This window comes from Nocardia sp. NPDC005825 (assembly GCF_040630175.1).
GTDB lineage: Bacteria > Actinomycetota > Actinomycetes > Mycobacteriales > Mycobacteriaceae > Nocardia.
Map to the genome: position 1 here is coordinate 117017 of NZ_JBEXXC010000007.1, position 15325 is coordinate 132341.

General features: G+C 70.5%; 18 protein-coding genes. 15 read left to right on the forward strand and 3 right to left on the reverse strand.

Going from position 1 to position 15325, the window contains the following annotated elements; genetic code table 11:
* Positions 1-179 precede the first annotated feature (179 nt).
* On the reverse strand, positions 180-1133 hold the full coding sequence (locus tag ABZ382_RS20410; protein ID WP_357091350.1) for an HAD-IB family hydrolase: 954 nt from the start codon (positions 1131-1133) through the stop codon (positions 180-182).
* Between the two features lie 183 nt (positions 1134-1316).
* Here ABZ382_RS20410 and ABZ382_RS20415 point away from each other — a divergent pair, with 183 nt between their 5' ends.
* The 6 genes from ABZ382_RS20415 (at position 1317) to ABZ382_RS20440 (ending at position 7122) form a co-directional block, all read left to right on the forward strand.
* Complete coding sequence (locus tag ABZ382_RS20415; protein WP_357090964.1) at positions 1317-1577, forward strand: glutaredoxin family protein; 261 nt, start codon at positions 1317-1319, stop codon at positions 1575-1577.
* 344 nt (positions 1578-1921) lie between these two features.
* Positions 1922-2740, forward strand: coding sequence for a redox-sensing transcriptional repressor Rex (locus ABZ382_RS20420; RefSeq protein ID WP_357090966.1), 819 nt, complete (start codon positions 1922-1924; stop codon positions 2738-2740).
* The gene (locus tag ABZ382_RS20425) at positions 2737-4125 is read left to right on the forward strand and encodes a glutamyl-tRNA reductase (RefSeq protein WP_357090968.1); all 1389 of its coding nucleotides are present in this window, start codon (positions 2737-2739) and stop codon (positions 4123-4125) included. The genes ABZ382_RS20420 and ABZ382_RS20425 overlap by 4 nt, the downstream gene beginning before the upstream one ends.
* An 8-nt stretch (positions 4126-4133) precedes the next feature.
* Positions 4134-5162, forward strand: a complete 1029-nt coding sequence (gene hemC / locus ABZ382_RS20430) for a hydroxymethylbilane synthase (protein WP_357091352.1) — start codon at positions 4134-4136, stop codon at positions 5160-5162.
* Complete coding sequence (locus ABZ382_RS20435; RefSeq protein ID WP_357090970.1) at positions 5159-6721, forward strand: bifunctional uroporphyrinogen-III C-methyltransferase/uroporphyrinogen-III synthase; 1563 nt, start codon at positions 5159-5161, stop codon at positions 6719-6721. Before hemC ends, ABZ382_RS20435 begins: the two co-directional genes overlap by 4 nt.
* 158 nt (positions 6722-6879) lie before the next feature.
* On the forward strand, positions 6880-7122 hold the full coding sequence (locus tag ABZ382_RS20440; protein ID WP_357090972.1) for a hypothetical protein: 243 nt from the start codon (positions 6880-6882) through the stop codon (positions 7120-7122).
* Between the two features lie 85 nt (positions 7123-7207).
* On the opposite strand, the gene ABZ382_RS20445 is transcribed toward ABZ382_RS20440, so the two are convergent.
* The gene (locus tag ABZ382_RS20445) at positions 7208-7528 is read right to left on the reverse strand and encodes a hypothetical protein (protein ID WP_357090974.1); all 321 of its coding nucleotides are present in this window, start codon (positions 7526-7528) and stop codon (positions 7208-7210) included.
* A 184-nt stretch (positions 7529-7712) separates the two neighbouring features.
* On the opposite strand from ABZ382_RS20445, the gene hemB reads away from it, so the two are divergent.
* The 5 genes from hemB to ABZ382_RS20470 all read left to right on the forward strand — a co-directional run bounded on the left by hemB (position 7713) and on the right by ABZ382_RS20470 (position 10563).
* Entirely contained in the window at positions 7713-8690 is a 978-nt protein-coding gene (gene hemB / locus ABZ382_RS20450; RefSeq protein ID WP_357090976.1) for a porphobilinogen synthase, read from the forward strand.
* A 31-nt stretch (positions 8691-8721) separates the two neighbouring features.
* Positions 8722-9231, forward strand: a complete 510-nt coding sequence (locus ABZ382_RS20455) for a hypothetical protein (protein WP_357091354.1) — start codon at positions 8722-8724, stop codon at positions 9229-9231.
* Positions 9232-9509: 278 nt separating this feature from the next.
* On the forward strand, positions 9510-10022 hold the full coding sequence (locus ABZ382_RS20460) for a hypothetical protein (RefSeq protein ID WP_357090978.1): 513 nt from the start codon (positions 9510-9512) through the stop codon (positions 10020-10022).
* Positions 10022-10279, forward strand: coding sequence for a hypothetical protein (locus ABZ382_RS20465; protein ID WP_357090980.1), 258 nt, complete (start codon positions 10022-10024; stop codon positions 10277-10279). Before ABZ382_RS20460 ends, ABZ382_RS20465 begins: the two co-directional genes overlap by 1 nt.
* A 59-nt stretch (positions 10280-10338) precedes the next feature.
* Positions 10339-10563 carry a hypothetical protein gene (locus ABZ382_RS20470; protein ID WP_357090981.1) on the forward strand — a complete coding sequence of 75 codons (225 nt, stop codon included), beginning with the start codon at positions 10339-10341 and terminating at the stop codon, positions 10561-10563.
* Between the two features lie 46 nt (positions 10564-10609).
* Here the strand turns inward: ABZ382_RS20470 and ABZ382_RS20475 are convergent, their stop codons facing one another.
* On the reverse strand, positions 10610-10993 hold the full coding sequence (locus ABZ382_RS20475; RefSeq protein WP_357090983.1) for a hypothetical protein: 384 nt from the start codon (positions 10991-10993) through the stop codon (positions 10610-10612).
* A gap of 272 nt (positions 10994-11265) precedes the next feature.
* Here ABZ382_RS20475 and hemL point away from each other — a divergent pair, with 272 nt between their 5' ends.
* From hemL to ABZ382_RS20495, 4 genes are all read left to right on the forward strand, one after another.
* Entirely contained in the window at positions 11266-12603 is a 1338-nt protein-coding gene (gene hemL, locus ABZ382_RS20480; protein ID WP_357090985.1) for a glutamate-1-semialdehyde 2,1-aminomutase, read from the forward strand.
* Between the two features lie 650 nt (positions 12604-13253).
* Positions 13254-13859 (forward strand): histidine phosphatase family protein, encoded by a 606-nt coding sequence (locus ABZ382_RS20485; RefSeq protein WP_357091356.1) that lies wholly within the window; start codon positions 13254-13256, stop codon positions 13857-13859.
* Complete coding sequence (locus ABZ382_RS20490; RefSeq protein WP_357090986.1) at positions 13856-14494, forward strand: TlpA disulfide reductase family protein; 639 nt, start codon at positions 13856-13858, stop codon at positions 14492-14494. Before ABZ382_RS20485 ends, ABZ382_RS20490 begins: the two co-directional genes overlap by 4 nt.
* A 5-nt stretch (positions 14495-14499) precedes the next feature.
* Positions 14500-15324: a cytochrome c biogenesis CcdA family protein gene (locus ABZ382_RS20495; RefSeq protein WP_357090988.1), complete on the forward strand. Its 825-nt coding sequence runs from the start codon at positions 14500-14502 to the stop codon at positions 15322-15324.
* Position 15325: the final 1 nt, after the last annotated feature.

The window sequence follows — 15325 nt, forward strand, 5'->3', positions numbered from 1 at the left end:
CAGTTCGTGCGACCCGGCGACTCGCCCCGATCCGAATGCCATGGAGACAACTGATTTGGTGACGGTCGGGGTAACTCGCCGGGTACGCCCAAAATTGGTTCGGAACTCGGCCGCCGGCCCGCGTTCGTAACGCCAACGGCTCTCAGCCGTGCGCTGATGTCGCGGGGAGGCGGGGGAGGCTAGCTGGCCTTGGCTTCGCGTTTCCGGGAGAGCACGGCCGCGGCCGCGCCGCCCGCCGCGCCGAGCGCGAGGGCCGTGGGCACACCGACTTTCGCGGCTTTGCGCCCGGTGCGGAAGTCGCGCACTTCCCAGCCGCGATTCTTGGCGACCTCGCGCAGATCCGCGTCGGGGTTGATGGCCACCGCGGTGCCGACCAGCGAGAGCATCGGCACGTCGTTGTGGCTGTCGGAGTAGGCGGTGCAGCGCTTGAGGTTCAGGCCCTCGCGAATGGCGAGGGTGCGCACCGCGTGCGCCTTGCCGAGCCCGTGCAGGATGTCGCCGACCAGGCGGCCGGTGAACACGCCGTCCTCGCTCTCGGCGACCGTGCCCAGCGCCCCGGTCAGGCCCAGCCGCTTGGCGATGACCTGCGCGAGCTCCACCGGCGTGGCGGTGACCAGCCAGACCTGCTGGCCCGCGTCCAGGTGCATCTGGGCCAGCGCCCGGGTGCCGGGCCAGATCTTGTCGGCGATGATCTCGTCGTAGATCTCCTCGCCGAGCGCGGCGAGTTCGGCGGTCGGGCGGCCCGCGATGAAGGACAGCGCCTTCTCCTTGCCGGACGCCATGTCCGAGTGGCTCTCCTTGCCGGTGACCCGGAATTTGACCTGCTTCCAGGCCATGTCGACCAGGTCGGAGGTCTTGAAGTATTTGCGCGAGGCCAGCCCGCGGGCGAAATGCACGATCGACGCGCCCTGCACCATGGTGTTGTCGACGTCGAAGAAGGCCGCGGCGGTCAGGTCGCGGGCGATCGTGGGCGTCGGCGTGTCGCCGAGGTCGCGCAGCGCCAGCTCGGCGTCGTGGAGGGCGATCGCGGCGTCGGCGCTGGCCTCGCCGGCCAGGTTGGCGCGGACCTCTTCCTCGGTGGGCCCGAAGGGGCTGCGGGTGATGCGGGTGAACTGATCCTGCAGGTCAGCCAGTCCCTGACCCCAGCGCGCCGGGAATTCACCGAATCGTCCCGCGATGAAGCCCGTTCCCTGCTCTTCCGAACGTTCCGGCACCAGTACCTCCGCCTGTTAGCGCGAACAACTCAACAGTAACGCCCGGGAGTGGCCGCAACGTAGACGGTGAACGACATATCGGGAAGTTGTTAGATGGTGGCCATGAGCGATTCGCCACATGCTGTGACGCTGTTGACCCGGGACGGTTGCGGGCTGTGCCACACCGCACTCGAACAATTGCGCCCGATCTGCGCCGAGTTCGGCGTCGAGGTGACCACGGTGGACGTGGATGTGGCGGCCGCCACCGATCCGGGTCTGCGCGCCGAATACGGGGACCGGCTCCCGGTGGTGCTGCTGGACGGCCGCGAGCACAGCTATTTCGATGTGGACGAGCCGCGGCTGCGCGCCGACCTCGCGAAATAACCGGACCTACCTCGCGAAACCGGGCGTGATAGGGGATTTTCCGGGCTTTCCGCGCGGGTCCCCCTCCGTCCGTCCCCTCCGGTGTGTTGCGTAGCGGGTTCGCGCTGATGAGGGTTGAATGAACCCGGGGCCGGAGCCCGCCGCAAAGTGACTGAATTCACCGACTTTGTGCAGGGCTTCACAAGCGGTTACGGTGGTGGCACGCGACCCGCCTTCTCGGGCAGCGGAAGCGACCCCCTGAACCTGACTCGACCTCGCCTGTAAGGACCGCGACGGTCTCCCGGCGTCGGGTCGACAAAAGAACCCGGACACTCACCCCCGGCCGGACGAGGAGCGCAAGCGACGTGACAGAGCAGCAAGAGACGCCGCCGACTGGCGTCTCCAAGGCTCTGCAGAAGGACATCCCGCAGGCCACGGTGGCCCGGCTGGCCACCTACCTCCGGGTGCTCGCCGTACTCGCCGACGACGCTGTAGCCATCGTATCGAGTGAGGAACTGGCTGTCGCGGCGGGTGTCGGTTCGGCCAAGTTGCGCAAGGATCTCTCCTTCCTCGGACCCAACGGCGTGCGTGGTGTCGGCTACGACGTGATCAAGCTGCGCGACCGCATCGAGGATGTGCTCGGCCTGTCCGAGGGACACCGGGTGGTGCTGGTCGGAGCCGGTCACCTGGGCCGCGCGCTGGTCGGCTACGGCGGTTTCCGCCGCCGCGGTTTCGCCATGGTCGGGCTGTTCGACAACGATCCCGCGGTCATCGGGACCACCGTCGGCGGACTCGTCGTCCGCGACGTGGCCGAGCTGACCGGCGCCGTGGCCACGCTGGAACCCACCATCGCCGTCCTCACCGTGCCCGACGCCGCCGCGCAGGGCGTGTGCGATCTGCTGGTCGAGGCCGGTCTGCAGTGCGTGCTGAGCTTCTCGGCCCTGGCCCTGGAGGCCCCGGCCACCGTCGAGGTGCGACGGGTGGATCTCGCGGTGGAGATGCAGCTGTTGTCGTTCGAGCGGGCCCGCAACGCGGAATCGGCCGCCGAGGACGCGATGAGCGCGGCCGCGGCGGGTACGGCGACGGTGGTCGCCGACGCGAGCGCGGTGTCCACCCCGATCCGCCGGGTGACGACCATCCAGACCGCGGACACAACCAGCAAGGGAGCGGTGGTCCAGCCATGAGCGTGCTTCTCGTCGGCATCTCGCATCGCAGCGCACCGGTGGCGGTGCTCGAGAAGATCGCCATCACCGAGACCGACCGGCCCAAGCTGACCGACAAGATGCTGGCCTCCACGCACGTGTCCGAGGCGATGATCGTCTCCACCTGCAACCGCATCGAGGTCTACGCGGTCGTCGACGCCTTCCACCCCGCGCTCGGCGAGATCGGCGAACTGCTCACCAAGCATTCCGGCCTGCCGCTGCCCGAACTCACCAAGCACGCCTACGTGCGCTACGCGGAGGCCGCGGCCGAGCACCTGTTCGCGGTGTCCTCTGGCCTGGATTCCATGGTGGTCGGCGAGCAGCAGATCCTCAGCCAGATCCGGGCCGCCTACGCCGCGGCCGACGCCCAGCAGGCCGCCGGGCGCACCCTGCACGAGCTGGCCCAGCACGCGCTGCGGGTCGGCAAGCGGGTGCACTCCGAGACCGGCATCGACCGCGCGGGCGCGTCGGTGGTGTCGGTGGCGCTGGATCGCGCGGCCGCCGTGCAGGGCCCGCTGGCCGGGCGCACCGCGCTGGTGCTGGGCGCCGGCGCGATGGGCGGGCTCGCGGTGGCGCAGCTGGCGCGCGGCGGGGCCGCGAAGGTCATCGTGGTGAACCGGACCCTGGAGAAGGCGCAGCGGCTGGCCAACACGGCCACCACCATGCACGGCGTCGAGGCCGAGGCCGTCGAGATGGACCGGCTGGCCGAGGCCATGGCCGCCGCCGACGTGGTGATCACCTGTACCGGCGCGGTGGGCACCGTGGTCACCCTCGCGGACGTGCACCGGGCGCTGTCGGCCAAGCCGGGCGCCGAGGAACTGGTCATCTGCGACCTGGGCCTGCCCCGCGACGTGGACCACGCGGTCGCCGGACTGCCCGGGGTCACCGTCATCGACATCGAGACGCTGCAGCGCGACCCGTCGGCCGGCGCGGCCGCCGACGACACCGCCGCCGCGCGCACCATCGTCGCCGACGAACTCTCCAAATACCTTGCCGGACAGCGCATGGCCGAGGTCACCCCGACCGTGGCCGCGCTGCGCCAGATGGCCGCCGACGTGGTCGAGGCCGAGCTACTGCGCCTGGACTCCCGACTACCGGGACTCGAATCCACCGAACGCGACGAGGTGGCCCGTACCGTGCGACGGGTGGTCGACAAACTGCTGCACGCGCCGACGGTGCGGGTCAAGCAGCTGGCCTCCACGCCCGGCGGGGACAGCTACGCCGAGGCGCTGCGCGAGCTGTTCGAACTCAAACCCGGTGCGGCGCAAGCGGTTGCCGCGCCGATGGAGATCTCCGCCCTGCAGGGCGAACTGGCCGATGATTTCACCGCCGCCCACCCGGGGGACGAACAGGGGCACATCGCATGACCGGAGCAATGGTGCACGAGAACGACATAACCGCTCGCGGAACGGTCGACGCCCCGTGGCGCATCGGCACCCGCGGCAGTCTGCTGGCCCTCACCCAGGCCGGGCACGTGCGTGACGCCCTGATCGCCAACGGCCAGCAGGCCGAGCTGGTCATCGTGAAGACCGCCGGCGACCAGAACGCCACCGATCCCGTGCAGAAGATCGGCGTGGGCGTGTTCACCGCCGCGCTGCGCGAGGAATTGGCCGCGGGCACGGTCGACATCGCCGTCCACTCGTACAAGGATCTGCCGACCGCGCAGGATCCGCGCTTCGACATCGCCGCCATCCCGCCCCGGCAGGATCCGCGCGACGCCCTGGTGGCGCGCGACGGCCTGGTGCTGGGCGAGCTGCCCGCGGGTGCGAAGGTCGGCACCTCCGCGCCGCGGCGCGCCGCACAGCTGAAGGCGCTGGGCCTGGGCATCGAGATCGTGCCGCTGCGCGGCAATCTCGACACCCGCATCGGCAAGGTCTCCTCCGGTGAACTGGATGCCGTGGTGGTGGCGCGGGCCGGGCTGGCCCGCATCGACCGCCTGGACGTCGTCACCGAATCGCTCGAACCGGTGCAGATGCTGCCCGCCCCGTCGCAGGGTGCGCTGGCCGTCGAATGCCGCAGCGAGGACACCGAACTCGTGACCATCCTGTCCGCCCTCGACGATCCCGGCACCCGTGCCGCGATCACCGCGGAGCGGGCGTTGCTGGCCGACTTGGAGGCCGGTTGTACCGCGCCGATCGGTGCGCTGGCCGAGGTCGTCGAATCACTCGACGACGACGGCCGGGTGGTGGAGGAGTTGTCGCTGCGCGCCTGCGCGGCGGCGATCGACGGCTCGGATGTGATCCGGGCTTCAGTGGTCGGACCGGTCGCGGATGCCGCGGACCTGGGGCGGGCACTGGCGCGCGAGCTCTTGGAGCTGGGGGCGCGCGAACTGCTCAGCGTCACAGAGGAATCCGCTGAGCTCACCGACGACAGCAATCCCAGCCCAATGGAGAACAGCCGATGAGCCGAGTGACGAAGAAGAATCCCGGTCGGATCCTTTTCGTGGGGTCAGGGCCCGGTGACCCGGCGCTGTTGACCGTGCGGGCCCGCGAGGTGCTCGGCCGGGCGACGCTGGCCTTCACCGACCCCGACGTCGACAAGGGCGTGCTCGCCCTGATCGGCATCGCGGTCGAGGAGAGCGCCGACGGGACCCGTCCGGTGGACGTGCGCCCCGCCCTGGGCGATGCCGCCGAGGTGGCCAAGACCCTGATCGCGGAGGCCCGCGGCGGCTCCGACGTGGTGCGCCTGGTCTCCGGCGACCCGATGACCACCGACTCGGTCATCCAGGAGATCAACGCCGTCACCCGCTCGCATCTGAGCTTCGAGGTGCTGCCGGGTCTCTCGGCCGGCACCACCGTGCCCGCCTACGCGGGTATCGAACTCGGCTCCAGCCACACCGTGGTGGACGTCCGCGGCGAGGTGGACTGGGCGGCCGTCGCGGCCGCGCCCGGCCCGCTGGTGCTGCACGCCACCTCCGGCCACCTGGCCGAGACCGCGTCGGCGCTGGTGGAACACGGCCTGGCGCCGCAGACCCCGGTCGCGGTGACCGTGCGTGGCACCACCCGCCAGCAGCGCACCATCGACGCCACCCTGGCGACCCTGAACAACGCCGCCTCCGAACTGGTCGGCCCGCTCGTGGTCACGGTCGGCAAGGAAGTGGACAAGCGCGCCAAGACCTCCTGGTGGGAGTCCCGCGCTCTGTACGGCTGGACCGTGCTGGTGCCGCGCACCAAGGAGCAGGCCGGCGAGATGAGCGAGAAGCTCGTCAACCACGGCGCCATCCCCATGGAGGTCCCGACCATCGCGGTCGAGCCGCCGCGCAGCCCCGCCCAGATGGAGCGCGCGGTCAAGGGCCTGGTCGACGGCCGCTACCAGTGGGTCGTCTTCACCTCCACCAACGCGGTGCGCGCGGTGTGGGAGAAGTTCGGCGAATTCGGCCTGGACGCCCGCGCTTTCAGCGGCGTGAAGATCGCCTGCGTCGGCGAGGCCACCGCGGAGAAGGTCCGCTCCTTCGGCATCAACCCCGAACTGGTGCCGTCCGGTGAGCAGTCCTCCGAGGGCCTGCTGGCCGACTTCCCGCCCTACGACGACGTTTTCGACCCGGTCAACCGGGTGCTGCTGCCGCGCGCGGACATCGCCACCGAGACCCTCGCCGAGGGCCTGCGCGACCGCGGCTGGGAGATCGACGACGTCACCGCCTACCGCACCGTGCGCGCGTCCCCGCCGCCCGCGGAGACCCGCGAGATGATCAAGACCGGCGGTTTCGACGCGGTCCTGTTCACCTCGTCCTCCACGGTCCGCAACCTGGTCGGCATCGCCGGCAAGCCGCACGCCCGCACCATCGTGGCCTGCATCGGACCCAAGACCGCCGAGACGGCCATCGAATTCGGCCTGCGCGTGGACGTGCAGCCCGAGGTGGCCCAGGTCGGCCCGCTCGTCGAGGCGCTCGCCGAGCACGCCGCCCACCTGCGCGCCGAGGGCCTGCTGCCCCCGCCGCGCAAGAAGAGCCGCCGCAGCCGCTAGCTTCGGCACGACATCCGGCTACCCGGCCCCGCGTCCCGGCGACGCGGGGCCGGTGTCGTATCCGCCCCGGGTGGATGCCCAAGGAAATGTCGTCGTTTCATCCGGAAGCGAAATGCCTACGCTGCATTCGGTATTCGATCTTCGAGAGGTGAACATTCATGAAGCGTGTAGCAGTCGGTCTGATCGCGATGTGTGGAATCTCGCTGGGTGCGGGCCTGTCCCCGGCGGCGGCTCTCGCCGAGGCCCCGGGCGTGGCGGCGCCGGTCGCCGACGCGCCGGGGGTCAGCTCGTCCGGCATTCCCGCCGCGACCGTGCTGCAGACCCTGTTGAAGTGCTTGACCAGCGGTTCGAGTAATCCCGGCACGCCGGGATCGACCCAGACCGGCTGCCTGAACTCCTAGCGCCCGCGGGTGCGGCGGAGGCTCACCGACGTCCGGTCGTGGGGACGTCGGCGAGCGTCCGCCGCTCAGCGGAGCCGCGTGGCGGTCAGCGCTGGGCCGCCATCAGGCGGCGGACCATGCGGCAGGTCGCGTCCGAGGGCTGATGCACGCCGATGACTTCGGCTGTCTCCCTGATCTTTTCGTTGGTGGCCTGGTCGGGCCCGAAGGACCCGGAATCCAGGAGCGCGATGGCCAGCCGCATGGCCTTCAATCGCCGATTGTGCGAGACGTACCACGTGCGCGGCCGCCCCGCCGGCAGCGGCTGCTTGGCCAGCGGCCGCCACGCGTGATCGATGACCTCCCCCTTCTTCGGAACCCCGGCGCCCCGGTTCACCTTGCCGGACATGCTGGTAACGGCTGCGAGCACGGCCAATCCTCCCGTCGCGATCCGGGATCGCGCCTTCGAACGCGGCGCGATCCCTTCGAACACATCTTCGATTCTACTCGGGCCCACCGACAAAAACGGCTGCTCACAACGACTTCCGATGCCGGCCGGGCCCGGCGCCGGAGGCGCGCGCACCCCGGTCACGAGCCGGGCATATCATGCGAGCATGACCGGAATGGACCGCCCTCGGCGGTTGCGCCGCACTCCCGCCATGCGTCGGCTCGTCGCCGAGACCAGCCTGGAGCCGCGGCATCTGATTCTGCCCATGTTCGTCGCCGACGGTATCGGCGAACCGCGTGAGATCTCCTCCATGCCAGGCGTTTTCCAGCATTCGATGGACTCGCTGCGCAAGGCGGCCGCCGAAGCCGTGGCCGCGGGCGTGGGCGGGCTCATGCTCTTCGGCGTGCCGAAGCCCGAGGACAAGGACGCCCAGGGGAGCGGGGCCAGCGACCCGGACGGGATCCTGAACCGCGGCCTGTCCGCGCTGGTGTCCGAGGTCGGCGACTCCACGGTCGTCATGGCCGACACCTGCCTGGACGAGTTCACCGACCACGGTCACTGCGGTGTGCTCGACGAGCACGGCGCGGTCGACAACGACGCCACCCTCACCCGCTACGTCGAGATGGCGCTGGCGCAGGCCGCGACCGGCGCCGACCTGCTCGGCACCAGCGGCATGATGGACGGTCAGGTGGGCGCGATCCGCGCGGGCCTGGACGCCGCCGGATACACCGACACCGCCATCCTCGCCTACGCGGCCAAGTACGCCTCCGCGTTCTACGGCCCGTTCCGGGAGGCCGTCGGCTCCACACTGCAGGGCGATCGGCGCACCTACCAGCAGGATCCGGCCAACCGCCGGGAGGCGATCCGCGAGCTGGAACTGGATCTGCTCGAGGGCGCGGACATCGTCATGGTGAAGCCCGCCATGTCGTATCTGGACATCCTGCGCGAGGTCTCGGACCGGTCCACGGTGCCGGTGGCGGCCTATCAGATCTCCGGTGAGTACGCGATGATCACCGCGGCGGCCGAGCGCGGCTGGATCGACCGCAGGGGCGCGATCCTGGAATCGCTGCTCGGGATCCGGCGGGCGGGCGCGGACATGGTGCTCACCTACTGGGCCACCGAGGCCGCGCACTGGCTGGCCTGAACCGGAACGAGTAGCTCTGATCGTGAATCCCATGGTCCCGCCGAACGATCCGGCGCGTCCGGCGCCCGAGGACGTCGGCACCGCCTGTCAGCTCTGGTACGCCGCGCTCGGGGTCGGGCTGGTGCAGTTGATCGCCTCGCTGATCGCGCAGTTCGGGCAGCGGAACGAATTGGCGCAGCAGATGTTCGACCAGGTGAAGGAGCAGCAACCGGCGATCACCCTGGCGCAGGTGGAGGTCTGGGCCGCCGTCGTGTTCGTGCTGGTCGCGGTGTTCTGGCTGGTGTTGTCCGGAGCCGGGGTGGCGGTGGTGTGGCAGCTGGGGCGCGGAAAGAACTGGGCCCGTGCGGTTCTCACCGGTTTCGGCATCTTCCTGGTGCTCGGCGCGGCGGGGACGCTGTTCGGTGTCGGCGCCAAGGAGAGCGGTGTGGCCGCGCTGGTCGCGGGCGGCGCGGGCATCGTCCAGGCGGTGCTCGCGGGCGGGGCCGTATTCCTCTGCTACCGCGGTGAATCCGAAGCCTACTTCCGGCCCGGACCGCGCTAGGTTACCGCCGAGTTTGTTTCGCGAGTCATATACGCGTTATGGTGAGGGCAGTCACAGGTATTTCGGGAACCGGAAGCCGGTCCCCGGGCGTTGAGCCCGGGCGTGCGGCGCCGGGAAGGCGGAGGCAACGATGCGAGTGGTGATCCAGCAGCCGCACAGCCTGCGGCGTGATGTCGCGGTGCTGAGCTTGTTGTTCCTCTTCGGTCTGCTGACCCTCGCCGTACTCCTGATTCCGGGCCTGGCCCACTGAGTCGTTCCGCGATCTTTACGCTCGACCTATGAGTGAGGCCATCAACGCCCCCGGGGCCGTGCTGTTCTCCGAACCCGGCGCGCGCTGGCGGACCATCGCCTACGGACCCGCGCTGTGCGCGATCATCCTGGGCATCGAGCTGATCCGCGGCGGCGACATCCACTGGTTCGGGCTCGTCTTCTGCGCGGTGCTGCTGGCCGGGTTCGTCTGGTTGCAGGTGGTCGCGGGCAAGCGGCACATCAGTGTCGAGCTGACCCCGGAGCAGCTGCGCGAGGGCACCGAGGTGGTGCCGTTGCGCGACATCGCCGAGGTGCTGCCCGAAGACGACGAGGAGTCCTGGGATTATGAGGACTGGCAGTCCGCGCGGGCGCTGGGCGAGCTGACCGGAGTACCGCGGCGGCGCAAGGGAATCGGCCTGAAGCTGACCGACGGTCGTCTGGTGCAGGCGTGGGCGCGTGACCATGTCACGCTGCGCGCGGCGCTGACCGAGGCCCTGGGCCATCCGCGCGGGACCGACGACGAGCCTCGGGAGGCGCTGTGATGCGGTGGCTGACGATAGCGGCCGAGATCGTGCTGGTGCCGGTGCTGGCCGTCGCGGCGGTGTGGTGCTGGCGGCACGGCGTGCAGACCACGGTGTTCAAGGCGCAGGGGGAGGCGCCGTCGTTCGGTGCGACCCGCTATGTCGGGCCGTGGCTGGCGGGGTCCGCGGCGCTGGTGATCATGGCCGGACTGTCGCTGATCGACGGGGCCGCGCGGGCGGTTCGCGCTCGGCGAGCCTGGTCCGACACACCGTATTGAAGGGTGCGAAGTCGGGTTTCGCCTCGGTCGGCCTCGGACCGGCGCGGAGAATCATCGGCATGAAGCGCACAGAACTCGTGAAACGCATCGCCCCCGCGGTGCTGGCCGCGGGGCTCGTCGGCGCTGTGGTCGTGGCTCCGGCCGCCGCGGCCCCGGTCGATACCGTCCCGGATTACCGGTCACCGTTGCTGGCGACGTCCTGGCAAGACCTACTACCGCCCCAGCTGAACTGCCTGCTGTCCACCGGATGGGCGGCGTTCTGCCTGGGGATTCCGCTCTTGTAGCGGGGGGTGCGGCGGCGCGACCGCAGACCGCGCCGCCGTCTCCGCCTCAGTTCCAGTTCTGGTAAACATCCAGCACGCGACCGCCCTTGGTGCCGGGCAGGTTCACGAACAGGGTCACCGTGCCGTCGGGATGATCGGCGGCCTCCATCATCACCTGACGCAGGGAGGCGTGTACGCCGCCCTTGTCGTCCTTGTAGATGGTGGTGTCGGGCTCCAGGCCCGCGCCCATCCGGCTCATCGGCACGAACATGCTGACCACCGCGGGTAAGGGCCCATCGGCGATGGCGACCGTCTCTTGATGCGACAGCGCCACCCCCACCCGCCCCTGGTCGATCTGCACCAGCGGCACCCCGGCCTGCGCCACCCCGGGCGCGGCGGCCAGACCGGCCGCCACCGCGATGATCCCTACCCCGAACCGAACGACCCGCATACGTCCCGCCCTCTCTCCGAAGCCGTTTCCTACGTCGAGACCTTACGCATCAGCTATCTAGTAGCGAATTACGTTGTCCGAATCTCATTTCGGCGTGTTGCTCGGATCCGCGTCATCGAGGACCCGCTCGCCGGCTCCCATGATCTCAGCCGTCGGCCTTCGGGATGCGCGCTTCGATCCGGGGTGCGAAGATGTCGGGTTGGCTGTGGGAAGAGCCACTCGACTACACCCTGTCGTCGACGGGGGCGGGGGCGGCTGAGAGACTGGGTGCCGTGAGTTCTTCTCCGCGTGTGAGCCAGGCGTCGGTCCCGGTCTCAGCCCACCTTTTCGAACGCGCCGCGGCGGTCATTCCCGGCGGCGTGAATTCGCCGGTGCGGGCGTTCAATTCCGTGGGCGGCACGCCGCGGTTCATCGCCTCCGCGCGCGGGTGCACGCTGACCGACGCCGACGGCAACGACTACGTGGACCTGGTGTGCTCGTGGGGTCCGATGATCCTCGGGCACGCGCACCCGGCGGTCGTCGAGGCCGTGCAGCGGGCCGCCACCGGCGGTCTGTCCTTCGGCGCGCCGACCGAGGCCGAAATCGAACTCGCCGAGGCCATCGCGGCCCGGGTCGCTCCGGTCGACCGGGTCCGCCTGGTGAACTCGGGCACCGAGGCCACCATGAGCGCGGTCCGGCTGGCCCGCGGCTTCACCGGCCGCACCAAGATCGTGAAGTTCAGCGGCTGCTACCACGGGCACGTGGACGCGCTGCTGGCCGACGCCGGCTCCGGCGTCGCCACCCTGGGCCTGCCCACCTCGCCCGGCGTCACCGGCGCCCAGGCCGCCGACACCCTGGTGCTGCCCTACAACGACCTCGAGGCCGTGGCCGCCGCCTTCGCCGCCCACCCGGGCGAGATCGCGTGCGTCATCACCGAGGCCGCCGCGGGCAATATGGGCGCGGTCGCGCCGGTCCCCGGTTTCAACGAGGGCCTGCGCCGGCTCACCACCGAGCACGGCGCGCTGCTGATCATGGACGAGGTCATGACCGGTTTCCGGGTCAGCCACTCGGGTTGGTTCGGCATCGACGGCGTGGCCGGCGATCTGTACACCTTCGGCAAGGTGATGAGCGGCGGCCTGCCCGCCGCCGCGTTCGGCGGGCGCGCCGACATCATGAATCACCTGGCCCCGCTCGGCCCGGTCTACCAGGCGGGCACCCTGTCCGGGAACCCGGTCGCGGTGGCCGCGGGCCTGGCCACGCTGCGCACCGCCGACGAGTCGGTGTACGCCACCCTGAACAAGAACTCCGAGCGCCTGGGCGGGCTGCTCACCGAGGCGCTGACCGCCGAAGGCGTCGCGCACCGGGTGCAATTCGCAGGCAATATGGTGAGCGTGTTCTTCGCCGAGAACCCGGTCACCGACTACGCCGCCGCCAAGGCCGCCGAGACCTGGCGTTTCCCAGCCTTCTTCCACGCGCTGCTGGATGCCGGTGTGTACGCGCCCCCGAGCGCCTTCGAAGCCTGGTTCGTCTCGGCCGCTCTCGACGAGGACGCGTTCGACCGCATCGCCGCCGCCCTCCCCGCCGCCGCGCGCGCCGCGGCGGCCGCCACTCCCGAAGGATCCGCCGCGTGAGCTCCGTCCACCCCGACTCGGGCGTACCCGCCCCCGCCCAGCACGAGGCTCCTCTCTCCGCCGAAGAGGCCACCCGCCTCCTGGACTCCATCCGCCAAGCCGAGGACGAACTCGCCGAGACCGGTGAGAACATCGCTGTCGCCCCTGCGGGCGACGTGAGCACCCCGGTGGCCGAACCCCGGCCCGCCGCAACGGAATCCGACGATTCCGGCGTGGTCGTGGCCGACGACCCCGAGCCGGTCTTCGAGGCCGCGGTCGCCGCCGCCGAGCAGTTCGCCGCTGCCCCCGCCCGGGCCGAGGCGACCGCCGAGCCGGTGGACCCCGCGTCCGCCGAGGCGGTGGCACCGGTGACCGCCGAGGTCGTCGAGCCCGCGATCACGCAGGTCGTGGAGCCCGCGTCCGCCGAGGCCGTGGAGCCCGCCGCTGTCGAGGCCGTGGCATCCGCCCCCGCCGAGGCCGTGGAACCGGTGTCCGCCGCGTTCTCGTCCGAGATCGTCGTCGAGGTCGATCCTCAGACCGACGAGTCCGTCGTCGAGGAAGCCGACTTCGCCGTCGCCGACACCGAGGTACCCGCCCCGGCCTCCGGCACCGGCGGCGGCCTGATCCTCCCCGGTGACGTGGCCAGCGACGTGGAGACGATCGTCCACGTCATGCGCCACGGCGAGGTCCACAATCCGAACGGTGTCCTCTACGGCCGCCTGCCCGGTTTCCAGCTGTCGGTGACCGGCCGCGCGCAGGCCCAGGCCGTGGCGCGTTCGCTGTCCGATCACGACATCGCGCTGGTGGTGGCCTCGCCGCTGCAGCGCGCGCAGGAGACCGCGGATCCGATCGCCAAGGGCCACGGCCTGATCATCCGCACCGACGACAATCTGATCGAGGCGGGCAACACCTTCGAGGGCCTGCGGGTCTCGGCGAGCGACGGCGCGCTGCGCAAGCCCCGCCACTGGTGGAAGCTGCGCGACCCGTTCACCCCGTCCTGGGGTGAGCCGTATCTGCAGATCGCGCACCGCATGCTGGCCGCGGTGAACAAGGCGCGGGTGGAGGCCGCCGGTCGTGAGGCCGTGCTGGTGTCGCATCAGCTGCCGGTGTGGACGCTGCGCCGCTTCCTGCAGGGGCAGCGCCTGTGGCACGACCCGCGGAACCGGCAGTGCTCGCTGGCGTCGCTGACTTCCCTGGTCTACCAGGGCGATACGTTGATCGACATCGTCTACTCGGAGCCCGCCGGCGCTTCCGATCCCACGGTGACCGGGGCATGAGCCGCGCCATCGCGTCCCGGTCCGCGTTCGTCCGTCACCCGCTGCGGCGGGTGGCGGGCCTGCTGGCGGGGTTGACCGTGGTGGCCCTGCTCGCCGGGTGCACGACGGCGGGCAAGGACGCGGTGGCCCAGGGCGGCACCTTCGATTTCGTCTCGCCGGGCGGCAAGACGGAGATCTTCTACGATCCACCGTCCGCGCGCGGCACCATCGGCAAGCTGTCCGGCCCGGATCTGATGCGCGACGGCAAGACCACGTCGGTGGACGATTTCCCCGGCAAGGTCGTGGTGCTCAACATCTGGGGCCAGTGGTGTGGCCCGTGCCGTGCGGAAGTCGGTGCGCTGGAACAGGTTTACGAGGCGACCAAGGACAGTGGCGTCGCCTTCCTGGGCATCAACGTGCGCGACAACCAGAAGGACAAGGCCCAGGATTTCGTGACCGACAACAAGGTCGGTTACCCCTCCATCTACGACCCGGCCATGCGCAGCCTGCTCGCGCTCGGCGGCAAGTTCCCGACCAGCGTCATCCCCACCACCATCGTGCTGGACAAGCAGCATCGGGTGGCGGCGGTGTTCCTGCGCAGTCTGCTGGCCGAGGACCTGCGGCCGGTGGTGGATCGACTGGCGGCCGAGCAGTGAATCACGTGACCTACCTGGCGAGCGTGGGGGATTCGTTCCAGCAGACCGCCGCCTCCGGACCGCTGCTGCTCGCGCTGGGCGCATGCCTGCTGGCGGGCCTGGTGTCGTTCGCCTCGCCGTGCGTGGTGCCTCTGGTTCCCGGCTATCTGTCGTATCTGGCGGGCGTGGTCGGCGCGGAGGCGCCGCCGGTGACGGTGGAGTCGGCGCGGAGCGCGAAAACCGCGGTGGCGGGCCGTAATTCGGCGCGCCTGCGGGTGGCGGGCGCGGCGGCGCTGTTCGTGGCGGGCTTCACCGTCGTGTTCGTGCTGGCCGCCACCACCGTGTTCGGCACCATGCAGGCGCTGACCCTCAATCGTGAACTGCTGCAACGGGTCGGCGGCGTGGTGACCATCGTGATGGGTCTGGCCTTCATCGGCCTGATCCCGATGCTGCAGCGCGACACCCGTATGGAGCCGCGCCGCTTCACCGGCCTCGTCGGGGCCCCGCTGCTGGGCGCGGTGTTCGCGCTCGGCTGGACCCCGTGCCTGGGCCCGACGCTGTCGGGTGTGATGGCGGTGTCGGCGGGCACCGAGGGCACCACCGCCGTGCGCGGCGTGGCGCTGATCGTGGCCTACTGCCTCGGCCTCGGGCTGCCGTTCATCATCCTGGCCTTCGGTTCGGCGACCGCGCTGCGGGCCGTCGGCTGGCTGCGCCGCAATTCCCGCACCATCCAGGTGACCGGCGGGCTGCTGTTGGTGGCTGTCGGCATCGCCCTGGTGACCGGATCGTGGGACGTGTTCGTCTCCTGGGTCCGCGACGCCTTCGTCTCGAATGTGACCCTGCCGATCTGAC